The organism is Actinoplanes sp. NPDC048988, from assembly GCF_043197815.1.
Lineage (GTDB): Bacteria > Actinomycetota > Actinomycetes > Mycobacteriales > Micromonosporaceae > Actinoplanes.
In genome coordinates this window covers 1-14292 of record NZ_JBICTW010000012.1, presented here as the reverse complement: position 1 = coordinate 14292, position 14292 = coordinate 1, and the positions used below count along the sequence as shown (strand labels likewise).

General features: G+C 71.5%; 16 protein-coding genes and 1 pseudogene. 7 read left to right on the top strand and 10 right to left on the bottom strand.

Annotation, left to right across the window (positions count from 1 at the left end):
- Positions 1–35: 35 nt before the first annotated feature.
- Positions 36–551 (bottom strand): GNAT family N-acetyltransferase, encoded by a 516-nt coding sequence (locus ACGFJ7_RS30615; RefSeq protein WP_360254909.1) that lies wholly within the window; start codon positions 549–551, stop codon positions 36–38.
- Positions 552–568: 17 nt separating this feature from the next.
- On the opposite strand from ACGFJ7_RS30615, the gene ACGFJ7_RS30610 reads away from it, so the two are divergent.
- The 5 genes and pseudogenes from ACGFJ7_RS30610 to ACGFJ7_RS30590 all read left to right on the top strand — a co-directional run bounded on the left by ACGFJ7_RS30610 (position 569) and on the right by ACGFJ7_RS30590 (position 5255).
- Positions 569–1849, top strand: coding sequence for an alpha-hydroxy-acid oxidizing protein (locus ACGFJ7_RS30610; protein ID WP_392645164.1), 1281 nt, complete (start codon positions 569–571; stop codon positions 1847–1849).
- Between the two features lie 129 nt (positions 1850–1978).
- Complete coding sequence (locus ACGFJ7_RS30605) at positions 1979–3226, top strand: PQQ-binding-like beta-propeller repeat protein (RefSeq protein WP_360254913.1); 1248 nt, start codon at positions 1979–1981, stop codon at positions 3224–3226.
- 7 nt (positions 3227–3233) lie between these two features.
- A pseudogene (locus ACGFJ7_RS30600) lies at positions 3234–3596 on the top strand (acetamidase/formamidase family protein); the annotation flags it as partial.
- A 4-nt stretch (positions 3597–3600) separates the two neighbouring features.
- Complete coding sequence (locus ACGFJ7_RS30595; RefSeq protein WP_360254915.1) at positions 3601–3918, top strand: acetamidase/formamidase family protein; 318 nt, start codon at positions 3601–3603, stop codon at positions 3916–3918.
- 341 nt (positions 3919–4259) lie between these two features.
- Positions 4260–5255: an SGNH/GDSL hydrolase family protein gene (locus tag ACGFJ7_RS30590; protein ID WP_360254917.1), complete on the top strand. Its 996-nt coding sequence runs from the start codon at positions 4260–4262 to the stop codon at positions 5253–5255.
- Here the strand turns inward: ACGFJ7_RS30590 and ACGFJ7_RS30585 are convergent.
- From ACGFJ7_RS30585 to ACGFJ7_RS30545, 9 genes are read right to left on the bottom strand one after another with little or no spacing between them, the layout of a single operon-like run.
- Positions 5224–5862 (bottom strand): PilZ domain-containing protein, encoded by a 639-nt coding sequence (locus ACGFJ7_RS30585; RefSeq protein WP_360254919.1) that lies wholly within the window; start codon positions 5860–5862, stop codon positions 5224–5226. The two genes, ACGFJ7_RS30590 and ACGFJ7_RS30585, sit on opposite strands and share 32 nt — an antisense overlap.
- 51 nt (positions 5863–5913) lie before the next feature.
- Positions 5914–6195 (bottom strand): YciI family protein, encoded by a 282-nt coding sequence (locus tag ACGFJ7_RS30580; RefSeq protein WP_360254921.1) that lies wholly within the window; start codon positions 6193–6195, stop codon positions 5914–5916.
- Positions 6192–7106, bottom strand: coding sequence for an amidohydrolase family protein (locus tag ACGFJ7_RS30575; protein WP_360254923.1), 915 nt, complete (start codon positions 7104–7106; stop codon positions 6192–6194). Before ACGFJ7_RS30575 ends, ACGFJ7_RS30580 begins: the two co-directional genes overlap by 4 nt.
- Positions 7093–8169: a VWA domain-containing protein gene (locus ACGFJ7_RS30570; RefSeq protein ID WP_392645162.1), complete on the bottom strand. Its 1077-nt coding sequence runs from the start codon at positions 8167–8169 to the stop codon at positions 7093–7095. Before ACGFJ7_RS30570 ends, ACGFJ7_RS30575 begins: the two co-directional genes overlap by 14 nt.
- Positions 8156–9022 (bottom strand): MoxR family ATPase, encoded by an 867-nt coding sequence (locus tag ACGFJ7_RS30565; protein ID WP_360254927.1) that lies wholly within the window; start codon positions 9020–9022, stop codon positions 8156–8158. Before ACGFJ7_RS30565 ends, ACGFJ7_RS30570 begins: the two co-directional genes overlap by 14 nt.
- Positions 9019–10023, bottom strand: coding sequence for a molybdopterin cofactor-binding domain-containing protein (locus ACGFJ7_RS30560; protein WP_360254929.1), 1005 nt, complete (start codon positions 10021–10023; stop codon positions 9019–9021). Before ACGFJ7_RS30560 ends, ACGFJ7_RS30565 begins: the two co-directional genes overlap by 4 nt.
- A gap of 3 nt (positions 10024–10026) precedes the next feature.
- A complete protein-coding gene (locus ACGFJ7_RS30555; protein ID WP_360254931.1) occupies positions 10027–11406 on the bottom strand; it encodes a molybdopterin cofactor-binding domain-containing protein in 1380 nt (459 codons plus the stop codon).
- Positions 11406–11873, bottom strand: coding sequence for a (2Fe-2S)-binding protein (locus ACGFJ7_RS30550; protein WP_360254933.1), 468 nt, complete (start codon positions 11871–11873; stop codon positions 11406–11408). Before ACGFJ7_RS30550 ends, ACGFJ7_RS30555 begins: the two co-directional genes overlap by 1 nt.
- Before the next feature lie 17 nt (positions 11874–11890).
- On the bottom strand, positions 11891–12658 hold the full coding sequence (locus ACGFJ7_RS30545; RefSeq protein WP_392645160.1) for an FAD binding domain-containing protein: 768 nt from the start codon (positions 12656–12658) through the stop codon (positions 11891–11893).
- Between the two features lie 49 nt (positions 12659–12707).
- Between ACGFJ7_RS30545 and ACGFJ7_RS30540 the strand changes: the two genes are divergently transcribed.
- Entirely contained in the window at positions 12708–13415 is a 708-nt protein-coding gene (locus tag ACGFJ7_RS30540) for a GntR family transcriptional regulator (RefSeq protein WP_360254937.1), read from the top strand.
- Between the two features lie 324 nt (positions 13416–13739).
- A complete protein-coding gene (locus ACGFJ7_RS30535) occupies positions 13740–14201 on the top strand; it encodes a hypothetical protein (protein WP_392645158.1) in 462 nt (153 codons plus the stop codon).
- The last annotated feature ends 91 nt before the right edge of the window (positions 14202–14292 follow it).

The following is a 14292-nucleotide window of genomic DNA, read 5'->3' as shown; positions in this document are numbered from 1 at the left end:
GTCGTAGGTATGACGGCCGTGGCGGCGGGAACTCATCACAGCTGCTTGTGGAGGATCAGCAAGTGGCAGGGCACGGCCAGCAACGGTGACAGCTCCGGATGGTCGCCGGCCAGCGATTCCGTGCCCACCTGGCGGTAGCCGATCCGGGTGTACCAGCCGCGCAGGAACTCCTTGACCGGATGTTCCCCGTCCAGCGGCACCAGCAGTTCCAGCCGCATCGCCGGCGCCCCGGCCGCCCGCGCGTGCTCCTCGGCGTACCGCACCAGTTCCCGGCCCACGCCGCGGCCGCGCTCGGCCGGGTCGGCCGCCAGCATGCCCAGCTGGAAGAGCCCGGGCGCGAACGGCTGAACCCGTACGGAACCCAGAATGTGATCCCCCCGCCGCGCGACCGCGAGTTTCCCGCCGAGCCCGGCCATCTCCGCCGCCGACGTTCGCCGCATGCCCTCGCGCCAGAGGCCCTTCTCCCCTTCGGCGTACGCGTCGTTGACGATCCGGGCCAGCCGTTCGGCGGTCGCGGCATCGGGTTCCGCCTCCAGCATCGCGATCTCCATGCCACTAGCATGCGGCCATGTCCACCACCGCGGGCGCCGGGCTGAGCCGGCTGAACACGATCTACCGGGCCGGCGTTCTCGGGCGCCGGCCGCGCGTACCGGCCGACTTCGCCGAGCTCGAGCGCCGGGCCCGGCGCGTCAGCAGCGCTGTGGCCTGGGCTTATGTGGCCGGCGGGGCGGGTGCGGGGCGGACCATGCGCCGCAACCGGGAGGCGTTCGACGGCTGGGCGATCGTGCCGCGGATGGCCTCGGGCGCCGTCGACCGCGACCTGTCGGTGGAGTTGCTCGGGCGGCGGCACCCCACGCCGGTGCTGCTGGCGCCGGTGGGCGCCGGGGCGCTGATGGGCGCGGACAGCGATCTGCACATCGCGCGGGCCGCGGCCGCGACCGGCACCACGTACATCCTCTCCAACCAGGGCTGTAACCCGATGGAGGACTGCGCGGCGGCGATGGGCGACGCCTCGCGCTGGTTCCAGCTGTACTGGAGCAAGGACGAGGACCTGGTCGACAGCCTCATCGGCCGGGCCGAGGCGGCCGGGGCGGGGGCGCTGGTCGTCACGCTCGACACGACGGTGCTCGGCTGGCGGCCGCAGGACCTCAATCTCGGGTCGCTGCCGTTCAGCCGAGGGCAGGGCATCGCGCAGTACACGTCCGACCCGCGGTTCCGGCAGATCGTCGCCGAGCGGCTCGGCCGGCCGGCGGCGCGGCCCCAGGTGACCCTGGGCGCGATCCGGACGCTGCTGGCGATGTCGCGCAACCATCCGGGGCGGTTCCTGGCCAACCTCCGCTCGCCGGTGCCGCGGGCGTCGGTCGAGACGTTCCTCGACATCTACTCCAACCCGGGGCTGAGCTGGGACCACCTGGCCACGCTGCGCGAGCGCACCCGGCTGCCGGTGGTGCTCAAGGGCATCCTGCACCCGGACGACGCCCGCCGCGCCCTCGACCTGGGGGCCGACGCGATAGTCGTCTCCAACCACGGCGGCCGCCAGGTCGACAACGCCGTGGCCTCCCTCGACGCGCTGATCACCATCCGCGACGCGGTCGGTCCCGATCCGGTGCTGCTGCTCGACAGCGGCGTCCGCGGCGGGGCCGACGTGTTCACCGCGCTCGCCCTGGGGGCGAACGCCGTCCTGCTCGGCCGCCCCTACATGTACGGGCTGGCCCTCGACGGCGGCCGTGGCGTCGAGGACGTCATCCGCAACGTGATCGCCGAGCTCGACCTGACCATGGCCCTGGCCGGCACGCCGGACATCGCCTCGATCACCGGAGATCTGCTGACCAACACTCAAGTACGGTGATCGGCGCCCGACCCGGCAGTCCGTGCCACCGGCTACCGGCCGGCCCAGGGCTTTCACCTCGCCGGGCCGATGCCGGGCGAGGACGTGTCCCTGCTGTTCGAGAGGGCCACCAGCTACATTGCCTGAACGATGGCTCTGATCGACCTCGGTGACACCGCGGCGCCCGCCCCGCCGGCGGCCGCGCCGGTGAACCTGCCACGGCTGCGCCGGACGGCGCTGGCCGGGCTCACCGTGGCCGGGCTGCTGGCGGTGGGCGCCTCGGCGGCGCCGGCGCCGGCGCCGGTGCGGACCGCCTGGACGGCGACGTTCCGGCCGAGCGACACCATGGCGATCGACGGCCGTACGGTCTACCTCAACCGCGACAGCGACGCCGGGCCGACCGTGGTCACCGCCTACGACCTGGCCACTGGGCGGCAACGGTGGTCCACCCCGGCCGGCGACGGTCCGGCCGACCGGGGCGTGCGAACGGCCGGCGACGTCGTGCTGGTCTCCACCGAAACGCCGGGACCGGGCACGATCGCGCTCGACGCGGCCACCGGCGCCGAACTCTGGCGGGCGAACGGCGACGCCCGGCCGTCGGCGGCGAGCGGCGACGTGCTGCTGGCCGGGACGGGCCGGCTGCGCCTGGTGAGGTTGCGCGACGGTCGCGAGGTGTGGCGGCACCCGCTCTCGCCGGCCGATCAGTGGACCATGCTGACCGAGGGCGGCCGGCCCTCGACGATCGTCACGGTCTCCGCCCAGGGCGACGCCACCGTCTACCGCTACGCGGACGGCGAGGTGCTGCACCGCGGCCGGATCCCGTGGAACGGGGTGTACTCGGCCGGGCTCACCCCCGCCGGCCCCTACCTGGTGGTGGTGCGGACGGCCTCGGCCCAGACCGTGGCCACCGTCTACCGCCCGGCCGACCTGCGGCCGCTGTGGCGGACCGGCGAGCTGATCGGTTCGGTGACGGGCTGCGGGGTGCTGATCTGCGCGGCCGGTGTACGCGGGGTGGCCGCCCACGACGCGGCCACCGGCCGCGAGGTCTGGCGGCGGGACGACATGACGTACGTCTGGGACCTCGGCGGCGGCCGCCTGCTGCTCTCGGCGGCCGACCCGGCCCGGACGGCGCTGGCCGACACCGCCACCGGCCGGGCCGTCGGCCGCCCGCTCGACGGGCAGCCCGTGACCGACAAGGCCGGTTCGATCCTCCTGCTACGGGCGACCGGCACGCCGGTTGCCCGCACGGCGGTGACCCGGGTCGACCTGGCCACCGGCCGGACCGTCCCGCTCGGCACCATCGGCTCGTCCCCGGCGCCGGACTGCCGGGGAGCGCCCGGCCACCTGCTCTGCGCCCGCGACGACACATTGACGGTTACCCTCGTCACAGGGAGGTAGGCGACCGATGGTCGACATCCTCGACGTGGGGCCGATCCCGCAGGAGGACTCGGGGCCGCTGGCCGGGCAGGGCTGGGGTTACACCGGCATCTTCGCCACCGCGAACGGTGGCGGTTTCCTGACCGAGCAGTTCCCCGACGCGTACAAGGTGATCTGGGACTTCGCCGGCCAGACGGCGACCTCGCGGCACATCCCGCACGTCTCGTTCACCGGCATCGTGCATCCGGGCCTGATGGGTACCGCCCCGTCGGCCGCCCTGCTGGCGAAATGGAACCAGCGGGAGGGCGCCCTGATCGCGACCGACCCGAACCGGGTGCCGCCGCTGGCCTTGCCGCCGGAGCCGCGCGACGCCGTACTGGGAAGCCTCCCGCAAAGTGACTACGCGCGGGTGGCGGCCGAGGCCGCGCGGACCGCACCACGACGGCGAGCAGCGCTACCTCGACTCGCACCTGTCCTACCAGCGGGCCTGCCTGCACGCGATCGACTATCTGACCGCCTTCGGCTACACCCCCGAGCAGGCCTACATGATCCTGGGCGCCGCCCCCATCGAGGGCCGGCTCTCCGGCGTCGTCGACATCCCCAACGCGTGCGCCACGGTCTACCTGCCGACGGCCATCTTCGACTTCGACATCCGCCCCTCCGCCGCCGGCCCCACCCGCGTCAACCCGGGCCCGGGCGTACCCCGCTCGTGACCTCGAACGCGGGCACGGCCTCGGCCGTGGGGATGGAGAAGAACAGCGCCGAGAACTACGTCCCGGCGACGTTGACGGAGTACGGCCATCTGGTCGAGACGTTCGCGGTCGTTGAAATCCTCCGTCAGGTGACCTGGCCGGCATCAGAGCGCTGCGCGCCCGCATCGGTGGGCGCCTCGCCGCCGCGGTGGTGTTCTACACCGGGGCGTTGAGCTTCCGATTCGACGACTACACGTTCGTGCTCCCCCTGGACGCGCTCTGGTCGAGCGCGTCATAGTCGGCACCTGGGTTGCACCCGGGGGATGCTTGGGAGAGTGCCTATGCCGGCCGATGCGTTCGGCGTGAAGAGTCGTCTTGCCGGCCGCCTCGCCGGCGTTGTGCTCGCCGCCACTGTTCTGGCCGCGGGGATCTCCGGTCCCGCGGCCGCTGACCGGCTTGTGGCGGAGCCCGTCCGGGTGATGCCGCTCGGGGATTCGATCACCTGGGGTAGTGGGAGCGCCGACTCGCGGGTCGGCAACCGGACCGGGGCCGCGACGGCCAGCGGGTACCGGGTCGATCTGCGGAAGCGGCTCACTGCGGCCGGGATGGACGTCGACTTCGTCGGGTCGCGGCAGGCCGGGCCGTCCGGGACCGACCGCGACAACGAGGGGCACCCGGGGTGGCGGATCGACCAGATCGCGGCCGAGGTGGACGGCTGGCTCGACACCTACCGGCCCGACGTCGTTCTGCTGCACATCGGGACCAACGACATCGCTCAGAACCGGCCGGTCGACGTCTCCGCCGCCGGGTTGTCCGCGCTGATCGATCAGATCCGGGCCGGGCGGCCGGGCGCCGACATCTTCGTGCAGCGGCTCGTCCAGGGGCACGCCGAGCCCGTCAAGAGCCGGATCGCCGCCTACAACCGGATGATCCCGGGCATCGTGGCCGGCAAGGACGCCAAGGTGCACCTGGTCGACCAGTCGTCGGTCGGTGGTCTGTCGCTGTTCGACAACCTGCACCCCAACGACGACGGCTACGCCAAAATGGCCTACAACCTCTACCGCGCCATGGCCCGGGTCTACTCCGGCGGCGGCGCCTGGCCCGCCGGCCGCAACCCGTACACGGCGACCGCCCGGACCCTGTGCTTCCAGATCAACCGGACCGTGGCCGGGCGGCGGACCTGGCACCCCGACTGCCGTACCTGGACCCTGCGCACCGTCTGGCAGCGGCCCGGCACCACCGTCCGGACCTACCGGGTCAAGGTCAAGGGGCATTACGTGACGCGTACGCGGGTGGTGGCCACGTGGCTGTCCGACGACCCGTACCTCACGAGTGTTCGTGCCGGCGGCGTTCGCTGATCTCCCAGCTCATCACGTAGGAGCGGATCGTCCGGGCCGCCTGCTCGGGCGTGGTGAAGGTGACCACGACGTGCCGGCCGGGGTCGCCGTGCGGGGCCTCCCGGACGGTCAGGATCGTGCCGTCCAGGGCCAGCCGGTGGTCGCCGGGCAGGTTCATGGCGGCCCGCAGCCGGTCGCCGGGGGTCAGCGGGGCCGGCTCGTCGATCCAGCAGCGCAGTCCGCCCTCGCTGATGTCGAGCAGGGCGGCCTGCATCTCGTGGCCGTCGCCGGTCAGGCGCACGGCGGCGCCGCCACCACCGCGGACGTACTCCCGGCGGTTGCTGTGCCGCGCGGGGCCGGCCGGGGCCAGGGCCCAGTGGTACGGGGCCTCGCCGTCGACCGCGACCAGGCGGCTGGGGAGAACGATGCGGGTGCTCGGTGACGCCCAGAAGACGTCGAACTCCGCCGCCTGGCCGGCGACCTCGAGCGGGGCGGCGACGGTGAAGGTGTCGCCGCCGGTCGCGACCAGGCGGGAACGGACGTTCGCGCCCTCGCCCAGGGCCAGGTACATCGGGGTGCCGACGGCGGGCAGCTCAGCGAGGGCGGTGGAGGAGGCCGAAGCGATCATGTGCATCCGGATCGGCCGCGGGTGCGGGTACCTGAGCGGTTCGGTTGCGGATCAGGTGTGATCCGTCAGGCCCACCGTGATCTTCCATTCCTTCAGGTCGCGGTCCTTGGTCACCCCGTGTCTGGTGTACGGGTCCTGCTCGACCAGGGCCTGCGCGGCCTCGAGGTCGGGCGCGGACAGGACGATGACGCCGCCGCTGAGGTCGGCCAGCGGCCCGGCCAGCAGGAGGGCACCCGAAGCCTGGAGCTTGGCGAGGTGTTCCAGGTGCTCCGGGCGGCGCGAAGCGCGCTCCGGGGTGTCGTGGTATCCGTACGTGAGAATGAAGTGGCTCATGGCTCTTTCCTTTCGGGGAGGCCGTAGACCCGGCGGGCCGTACGGGAGAAGACGTCCGCCTGTTCGGTGCCGGTGCGGTGGGCGAGGGCCTGTTTCCAGGCGCCGGTCAGCTCGGCGGCGGTGGTCCACAGGGTTTCGACGGGCAGGTTCGTGCCGAACATCGCCCGCTCCGACCCGAATAGGGACAGCACCTCGTCGGTCACCAGCCGCAGCAGCGACGGGTCGACGCGGTGCACGAAGGTGCCCTGCCCGGTCAGCTTGACCACCACGTTCGGCAGCGCGGCCAGCTCGCGCAGGCCGGCCCGCCACTCGGCGAGGACCGCCGGATCCGTGTGGTCGGTCAGCATGCCGGCGTGGACCAGCACGAACGTCACGTCCGGGTGGTCGGCGACGAGGGCCGCCGCGTCGTGCATCTGCCCGGCGAAGACCTGCAGCTCGAACAGCCAGCCCAGGTCCTTCAGGGCCGCGATGTTCGAGCGGAACACCGGGTCCTTCATCCGGTCGGGCGCGTCGGCGAAGCGGAACTCGGGGCGCTCGTGCCAGTGCAGCTGGAGGCGGGTGCCGACGACGAGCGGGCTGATCGACTGCTGCGTCCGCATGACCTCGACCGCGTCCTCGGCGAACAGGTCGGCGCAGCCGACCACGGCCATCGGCCAGCCGGACCGCTCGTGCACCCCGGCGATCCAGTGGATCTCGTCGACGACCCGGTCCATCGGCCAGTTCGGCTGGACGTACACCGACGAGCTGATGCCGGCCGAGATGGCGTCGTTGCGGTACTCCTCGATGAGGTAGTCGCGCCGGATCGGCTCGTACGGGCCGAAGATCCTGGGGACCATCGGCCCGGACAGCCATGGCATGTCGGCCTGTCGCCACACGTGGTGGTGCGAGTCGACGATGTCACCCGTGTACATAGGCAAACCCTTCTCGTACGGCGGTGAGCGCGGTCCCGAGGTCCCGGACCCCGGTCAGCGAGTCGAGGTCGGCCCGCACCGCCGCCATGGCGCGGGTCAGCGGCCGGTACGCGGGGTCGCAGGCCAGCGGCGACCACCAGCAGAGCCGGTGCGCGAGCCGGGACAGCCGGCCGACCGCGTCGGTCATGGCCGCGCAGTCGCCGCGTTCGAGCCCGTCGGAGAGGACGAGCACGAGCGCGCCCCGGGCCATGGTCACGTAGTGCGCGTTGCCGAGGAACGTCAGCAGGCTCTCGCCGATCTGGGTGCCGCCCTCGGCGTCCAGCACCACCCCGGCCAGGGCGCCGAGCGCGGCGTCGAGCGACGGGACCCGCAGCGCCCCGGTCACCCGGGTCAGCCGGGTGCCGAAGGTGAAGACCTCGGCCCGGGCGCAGGTGGCGACGACCGCGTGCGCGAACCGGAGGTAGTCGGCGCTGTACTGCTTCATCGACCCGGACACGTCGACCAGCACCAGCACGCGGCGCTGCCGGCGGGGCCGGGAAAGCCAGTGCAGCCGGACGACCTCGCCGTAGGTACGCCGGGAGTCCTGACAGGTGGAGCGCAGGTCGACCCGCCGGCGGCGGCCGCCGGGCCGGCTGCGCCGCGACCTGGTGGTGGGCACCGCCCGGGGCAGCGAATCGCGGATCTGCCGCAGCAGGTCGAGCGGGCCGGGCTCGGTGGCCGGGAACCGGACCGTCGTCTCGGGGCTGATCCGGCCGGCCGCGAGTCCTTCGCTGCCGCCCTGCTCGAGGACGAGGTCGCCGGCCTCGCGGGAGCCCGGGACACCGGTCGACTCCTCGCCGGTGTCCGGCGCCGCCGCCACGATCAGCTCCGAGGAGGCGAACACCTCGTCGTAGATCCGCAACTCGGCCTCGGAGGTCACCAGGGTGGCGGCCCCGGCCCAGTAGAAGTGAGACGGCATCAGCTCCACGGCGGCGAAGAAGTCCCGCTGCTTGTCGACCGGCACGGCGAGCCCGCGCGCCCGCAGCTCGCGGACGAAGGCGAACAGGACGTCAACGGGGGTCATCGGGGAAGACCTCACCGGCGTGCGCGGTGATCAGGGCGACGTCCTCCTCGTTCTTCAGCACGAGCCCGAGCGACGCGCGCAGGGCGTCACCGGGTGACGCGCCCTCGGCGGTCAGCGCGAGGGAGCCTTGAGCCCACGCGATCGACTCGGCGATGCCGGGCCGCTTCAGCGGGCCCAGCGACCGGATGACGTTCACCGAGTGGACCAGCCGGGCCGCCGCCCGCGCGCTGAGCCCGGGCGCCTGGGCCTCGACGATCGTGCGTTCGCGGTCCGGGTCCGGGAACGGGATCCAGTGGTAGAGGCAGCGCCTTTTGAGCGCGTCGTGCAGTTCCCGCGTCCGGTTGGAGGTGAGCACGACGAGCGGCGGAACGGCGGCGGTGATGGTGCCGATCTCCGGGATGGTGATCTGGAAGCCGTCGAGGAATTCCAGGAGGAACGCCTCGAATTCGCTGTCGGCCCGGTCGATTTCGTCGATCAGGAGCACGGCGCCCGTACGGCTGCGCAGCGCGCGCAGAAGGGGGCGTTCGAGCAGGAACTCGCTCGCGTACAGATCGGCCACCGGCGTGCCCCGGACCTCGGCCGCGCGCAGGCTCAGCAACTGTTTCGGATAGTCCCATTCGTAGAGCACCTGTGCGACGTCGATGCCCTCGTAGCATTGCAACCGGATCAGTTCCCGCCCGAGCGCGCCGGCCAGCACGTGCGAGATCTGCGTCTTGCCGACCCCCGGCTCCCCTTCCAGGAGCAAAGGCTTTTGCAGAGCGATGGCCAGCCGTACGGCGGTGAGCAGCCCCTCGTCGGCGAAATACTTCCGCTCCGCCAACTGCCGGCTGAGAGCGTCGCGATCCGGCGTCATGCGCGCAGCGCGTCGAGCCCGCGCAGGATCGACTCCGGGGTGAACGGCATCGTGGTCAGCCGTACCCCGCAGGCGTCGAAGATGGCGTTCGCGATCGCCGGGATCGGGGCGTTGGCCGTCATCTCGCCGATGCCCTTCGCGCCGAACGGCCCGTTCGACGCCGGACGCTCCAGAATGACGCTTGTCTGTACGGGTATCTCGCCCGGCCCGGGCATCAGATACTCGGTGAAATCGATCGGCCCGTGGTCGCGCGACGCCGGGTAATACGGCTCGGTCGACTCGAAGATGGCGTGCGAAACACCCATCCAGGCGCCACCCTCGACCTGTTGGGTGGCCATGGCCGGATTGAGGGCACGGCCGATCTCGTACGCGTTGTGCAGGCTCAGCACCGTCACCACGCCGGTCTCGTCGTCCACCTCGACCTCGGCCACGCTGCACGCGTGGGCCTGGCACGAGTCCGGGTCCATCTCGCCGGTCTCGGGCACCGGATAGTTGCGCTCCTTGAGGAACATCCCCCGCCCCGAGATCGACCTGCCCTGCTTGAAGTGGGCGGCCAGCGCGACGTCCGAGATGTGGATCTTGGTTCCGGGGCTGCCCTTGAGCCGGACGAAGCCGGTGCCGTCGGTCTCCAGGTCGCCCGCGTCGACCTCGAGCTCGTCGGCCGCCACCCGCAGCATCACGTCGCGGGCTTCGCGAGCGGCCATGATGACGGCGTTGCCGACGCGGTGGGTGCCGCGGCTGGCGAAGGTACCCATGCAGTGCGGGCCGGTGTCGGTGTCGGCGGTGTCGATGATGATGTTCTCCATCGGCATGCCCAGGGTCTCGGCCGCGCACTGGGCCACCACGGTCTTGAGCCCCTGCCCGAGGTCGACCGACGACAGGCTCACCACGAAACCGCCCATGGTGGTGGCGTGGATGAGCGCCTGGGACGGGTCGCCGCCGAGGTTCATGCCGGTCGGGTAATTGACGGAGGCGTATCCCCGCCCGTACCGAAGCGTCATTTCCTATGCCTCTCTCGGGGTTGACGAGGACAGTGCCCGGAACTCGTCGGGAAGCTCGTGGCCGACCAGCGCCGCCGCCCGCTGAATGACCTCGATCAGGGCGGTTCCCTCGGCCACCTTGCGATGGGCCTTCAGGTCGCCGTCGCGATAGGCGTTGATGAGCCGGAACTGCAGCGGGTCGATGTCGAGGGCCAGGGCCAGCCGGTCCATCTGCGATTCGAGCGCGAAATCGGCGATGGTGACCCCGAACCCGCGCATGGCGCTCGACGGCGTCCGGTTCGTGTAGACGCAGTGGCAGTCGGCGTAGACGTTCGGAATCGTGTACGGGCCGGGCAGGTGGGCGCACGCTTTCGTCGTCCCGTACGGCGAATGCCGTGAATAGGCGCCGGCGTCGACGTAGAGCATCACCTTGCGGGCGAGGATGCGGCCGTCGTTCATGACGCCGTCCTTGATGTAGATGCGCTCGGCCGCGCGCGGCGACGAGACCTGCATCTCCTCCTCGCGGGTGTAGACGAATTTGACCGGCCGGTTGGTGAGCATGGCCGCGATGCAGGCCAGCGGCTCGACCATGACGTCGACCTTGCCGCCGAATCCGCCGCCGACCGTGCCGCCCTTGACCTGGAGGTCGGTGAACGGCCGGTCGAGAATCAGCGCCGTGTTGTCGAGCGTGAAGAAAGCGGCCTGCGTATTGCTGTGAATGAGCAGCCGCCCGCTGCTCTGCGGCACGACGATGCAGCCGGTGGTCTCGGTCGGCGCGTGTTCGATCGGGGCCGAGCTGTAGCGCCATTCGAATACGCGGTCGGCCTGCGCGAACCCCTGCTCCACGTCGCCGAAACGCAGCCGGCGCGCGTGGTGGCCCTCGTACACGAAATAGTTCGTACCGGCCCGCTTGATGACCGGCGCGCCCTCGGCGAGGGCTTCCTCGACGTCGAGCACGGCCGGCAGCTCGGTGTAGGTCACCTTCACGCGGCGGGCGCCCTCGAGCGCGGCCGCCTCGGAGTCGGCCACCACGGCCACGATCGGCTCGCCCTTGTAGAGCACCCGGTCCTCGGCCAGGACCGGCTCGTCGTTGGGCTCGATGCCGATCAGCCGCAGCACGACGTACCAGTTCGAGGGCACGTCGGCGTGCGTGATGACCCTCAGCACCCCCGGAACCCGCAACGCCTCGGAACAGTCGACGCTGTCGATCCGGGCGTGGTGGTGGGCCGAGCGATGGATCTTGACGTGGGCGAGGTCGGGGAAGGTCCGATCCTCGAAGAATTCGGTACGGCCGGTGACGTGCCCGAGAGCGTCGGAGCGCTGCACCGTCTTGCCGATGACGGTGAAGTCGCCCCGGCGCTCGTCCTTGAAGTAGTCGGTGTCGATCGGGTTGACCCGCGGCATCAGAGCCTCGCCCGCTCGGCCGCGTCCAGGACGGCGCTGATGATCGGCTCGTAGCCGGTGCACCGGCACACGTTCCCGCTGATCGCCTCGGCCACCTCGTCCCGCGTCGGGTTCGGGTTGCGGTCGAGCAGCGCCTCGGCCGACATGATCATGCCGGGCGTGCAGAACCCGCACTGGGTGGCGAAGCCGTCGAGGAACGCCTGCTGCACGTGGCTGAGCTTGGCCCCGTCGGCCAGCCCCTCGACGGTGGCGACGTCCGCCCCGTCGACGGTCACGGCGGGCACCAGGCAGGACACCACCGGTTCGCCGTCGAGCAGGACCGTGCACGAGCCGCAGGCGCCCTGGGCGCAGCCCCGCTTGGCGCCGGTCAGTCCCAGTTGCTCGCGCAGCGCCAGCAGAAGGGTCGTCTCCGGTCTGGCCATGAACGCCTTGCCGATCCCGTTGACCTTGAGATTTACGATCTTCACCGGCTGCCTCGTTCTCCTCAGCGGCCGAGCAGCGCTCGGCGCAGGTGGACAGGGAAGACACGCTTGCGATACCAGGCCGAGGCGTACGCGTCGTCGGCCGGCGTCAGATGAGCGAGCTCGGCCCGCGCGGCCGCCTCGACCGTCTCCTCGGTCAGCGGCCGGCCCCGCAGAACCGCCTCGGCCGCGTGGGCCCGGACCACCCGATCGCTGACGCCGCCGAGCGCGATGGTCACCTCGCCGCTCGCTTCGTGGATCGTCGCCGCGACGGTGACCAGTGAGGCCGAGTTCCAGCGGCGGCGGGCCGCCTTGAGGTACTTGAAGGTCCCTTCTTCCGGGATGCGCACGGTGATGGCGGTGACGAGGCCCGGCCTGGTGAGCGGCAGCTCGCTCGCCCCCTCCCCGGCCAGCACGGCGCGGGCGCCCAGGGCGACCAGGGCGACGGCGAGGTCGCCGTGCGGCTGCCGGGCGAACAGGTTGCCGCCGACGGTGGCCAGGGTCCGCACCGGCACCGAGGCGATCGAGCGGACCACCGGGTTCAGAAAGGCCAGCCGCGGGTCGTGCTCGATCTGGGCCAGGGTCGTCATGGCGCCGATGGTCACGGTGTCGCCGCCGACGTGGACGCCGGTCAGGCCCGCCCGGCGCAGGCTCACCAGTTCGGTGGGTGGTGAAGCGTAGTCGTTGAGCCGCGGCATCAAGCTCGTGCCGCCGCCGATGATCGTCGCGCCCGCCGCGACCAGACTCACAGCCGCGGGCACGTCCTCGGGGACATGAACCTCAGTCAACATGCGAGATCCTTTTATCGATATCGATAATCCAACGTAACGATGACTGACTATGCTGGTCAAGAGAGTGCGCGACCTTGGGGAGGACGAGTTGGCGTCAAGGCCGACTTTGAGCGAGAGCATCCGGGACGGCCTGGTCGAGCTGATCGTCTCGGGCAAGCTCAAGTCCGGCGAACGCCTCATCGAAACCAGGATCGCCGCCGACTTCGGCACCAGCCAGGCCCCCGTCCGCGAGGCCCTGCGCGAGCTCGAAGGCCTGGGCCTCGTCGAGAGCCGGCCCCGGCGCGGCCGGCATGTGCTCCCCTTCGTCGAGCAGACCATCCGGGAGGCGTACGTCGTCCGCGCGGCCCTGGAGGAGACGGCGACCCGCCTGGCCATGCTGAACGGGAAGCTGCCCCTGCAGGACATGCGCGCCGACGTCGACGAGATGTACCGCTGCGCGCGGGCCGCCGACATTCGCGGCATCGGCCTGGCCAGCGCCCGCTTCCACCGCCGGGTCGTGCTGGCCGGCCGCAACTTCCTGCTCGAGCGGGCCTGGGAGGGCCTGCAGATCGAGGCCCGCACGGCCATCACCCTGGTCGTGGCCAACCCCGACCTCACCCACGTGGCCGACGAACACGCCACCCTGCTGGAGGTTTTGGAGTCGGGCGACGTGGAGGCCGCCTGCCTGCACGCCCGCTCCCACCAGTGGGCATACGCCGACCTCCCGCACGACATGCACGGCGCCGCCCGCGCGCTGCGCTTCCCCGTGGCGGATTGAGGACGGCTCAGGCCGCCCAGTCGCGCGGAGTCAGGAAGCGCTCGCGCATCCGGGCCTCTCCCCCGCCGCCGCCCGGCCGCTCGGCGTAATGTCCGGCCGAGGCCGAGGAGATGCGCGACCGGATCAGGCAGGTTCGGCGCGGCCTACCCGAGCCGGTTACCGCCGGCTTACGGACGCCGTTCACGCTTGCCTCGCCCGATCCGAAGTGAGCGGGGTGGTACCGGCTGGCGGGTAGTGGAGTTTGCAGGCTGGCGGTGATGCCGGGGCGGGCGGCGAGGACGACCGTGAGAGGTGACAGAGTCCTCCGAAACAGGGAGCGGTCCGATGACCGAGCATGTTCTTCCCACGGACGCTCGCGTGGCGTGGCGTGATGTGCCGGTGGCCCAGCGGGTGCTCAGCGTGCTGACCGCGGCGCTGCTCGGGGTCGACGCCTTCGTGCACCTGCACGACGCCGGGCGGTACGACCAGTTCCGGACGTCGGTGCTCAGCGAGGGCACGCTCTTCGAGGTCCAGGCCATCGTCGCCGTTCTGGTCGCCATCGCCCTGCTCCTGCGTCTGGGCGTGCTCACCTGGGCCGTCTCGCTGCTCGTGGCGGGCAGCGCCGCCGTCGCGGTGACGCTCTACACGTACGTCAATGTGGGTGCGCTCGGGCCCGTACCCAATCTTTACGAGAACACCTGGCATGGGCCGGGCAAGGTCGGTTCGGCGGTGGCCGAGACCATCGCCGCCCTGCTCGCCGTCGCCGGTCTGGTCCTGGCCGTCCGCGCCCGCCGGCGGCACAGCTAGGCCGTGTTTCGTAGCGGCGTCGATGTTGAGGCGTGTTGGTGATCGATAACAGAAGAGGTCTCCGGTAGTTGGTTCAGCGACCAAGCTAGAA

Coding starts and splice junctions, on each gene's coding strand:
- ACGFJ7_RS30615 (WP_360254909.1), bottom strand. CDS start 551: ATGGAGATCGCGATGCTGGAGGCGGAACCCGATGCCGCGACCGCCGAA.
- ACGFJ7_RS30610 (WP_392645164.1), top strand. CDS start 569: ATGTCCACCACCGCGGGCGCCGGGCTGAGCCGGCTGAACACGATCTAC.
- ACGFJ7_RS30605 (WP_360254913.1), top strand. CDS start 1,979: ATGGCTCTGATCGACCTCGGTGACACCGCGGCGCCCGCCCCGCCGGCG.
- ACGFJ7_RS30585 (WP_360254919.1), bottom strand. CDS start 5,862: ATGATCGCTTCGGCCTCCTCCACCGCCCTCGCTGAGCTGCCCGCCGTC.
- ACGFJ7_RS30580 (WP_360254921.1), bottom strand. CDS start 6,195: ATGAGCCACTTCATTCTCACGTACGGATACCACGACACCCCGGAGCGC.
- ACGFJ7_RS30575 (WP_360254923.1), bottom strand. CDS start 7,106: ATGTACACGGGTGACATCGTCGACTCGCACCACCACGTGTGGCGACAG.
- ACGFJ7_RS30570 (WP_392645162.1), bottom strand. CDS start 8,169: ATGACCCCCGTTGACGTCCTGTTCGCCTTCGTCCGCGAGCTGCGGGCG.
- ACGFJ7_RS30565 (WP_360254927.1), bottom strand. CDS start 9,022: ATGACGCCGGATCGCGACGCTCTCAGCCGGCAGTTGGCGGAGCGGAAG.
- ACGFJ7_RS30560 (WP_360254929.1), bottom strand. CDS start 10,023: ATGACGCTTCGGTACGGGCGGGGATACGCCTCCGTCAATTACCCGACC.
- ACGFJ7_RS30555 (WP_360254931.1), bottom strand. CDS start 11,406: ATGCCGCGGGTCAACCCGATCGACACCGACTACTTCAAGGACGAGCGC.
- ACGFJ7_RS30545 (WP_392645160.1), bottom strand. CDS start 12,658: ATGTTGACTGAGGTTCATGTCCCCGAGGACGTGCCCGCGGCTGTGAGT.
- ACGFJ7_RS30540 (WP_360254937.1), top strand. CDS start 12,708: ATGCTGGTCAAGAGAGTGCGCGACCTTGGGGAGGACGAGTTGGCGTCA.
- ACGFJ7_RS30535 (WP_392645158.1), top strand. CDS start 13,740: ATGACCGAGCATGTTCTTCCCACGGACGCTCGCGTGGCGTGGCGTGAT.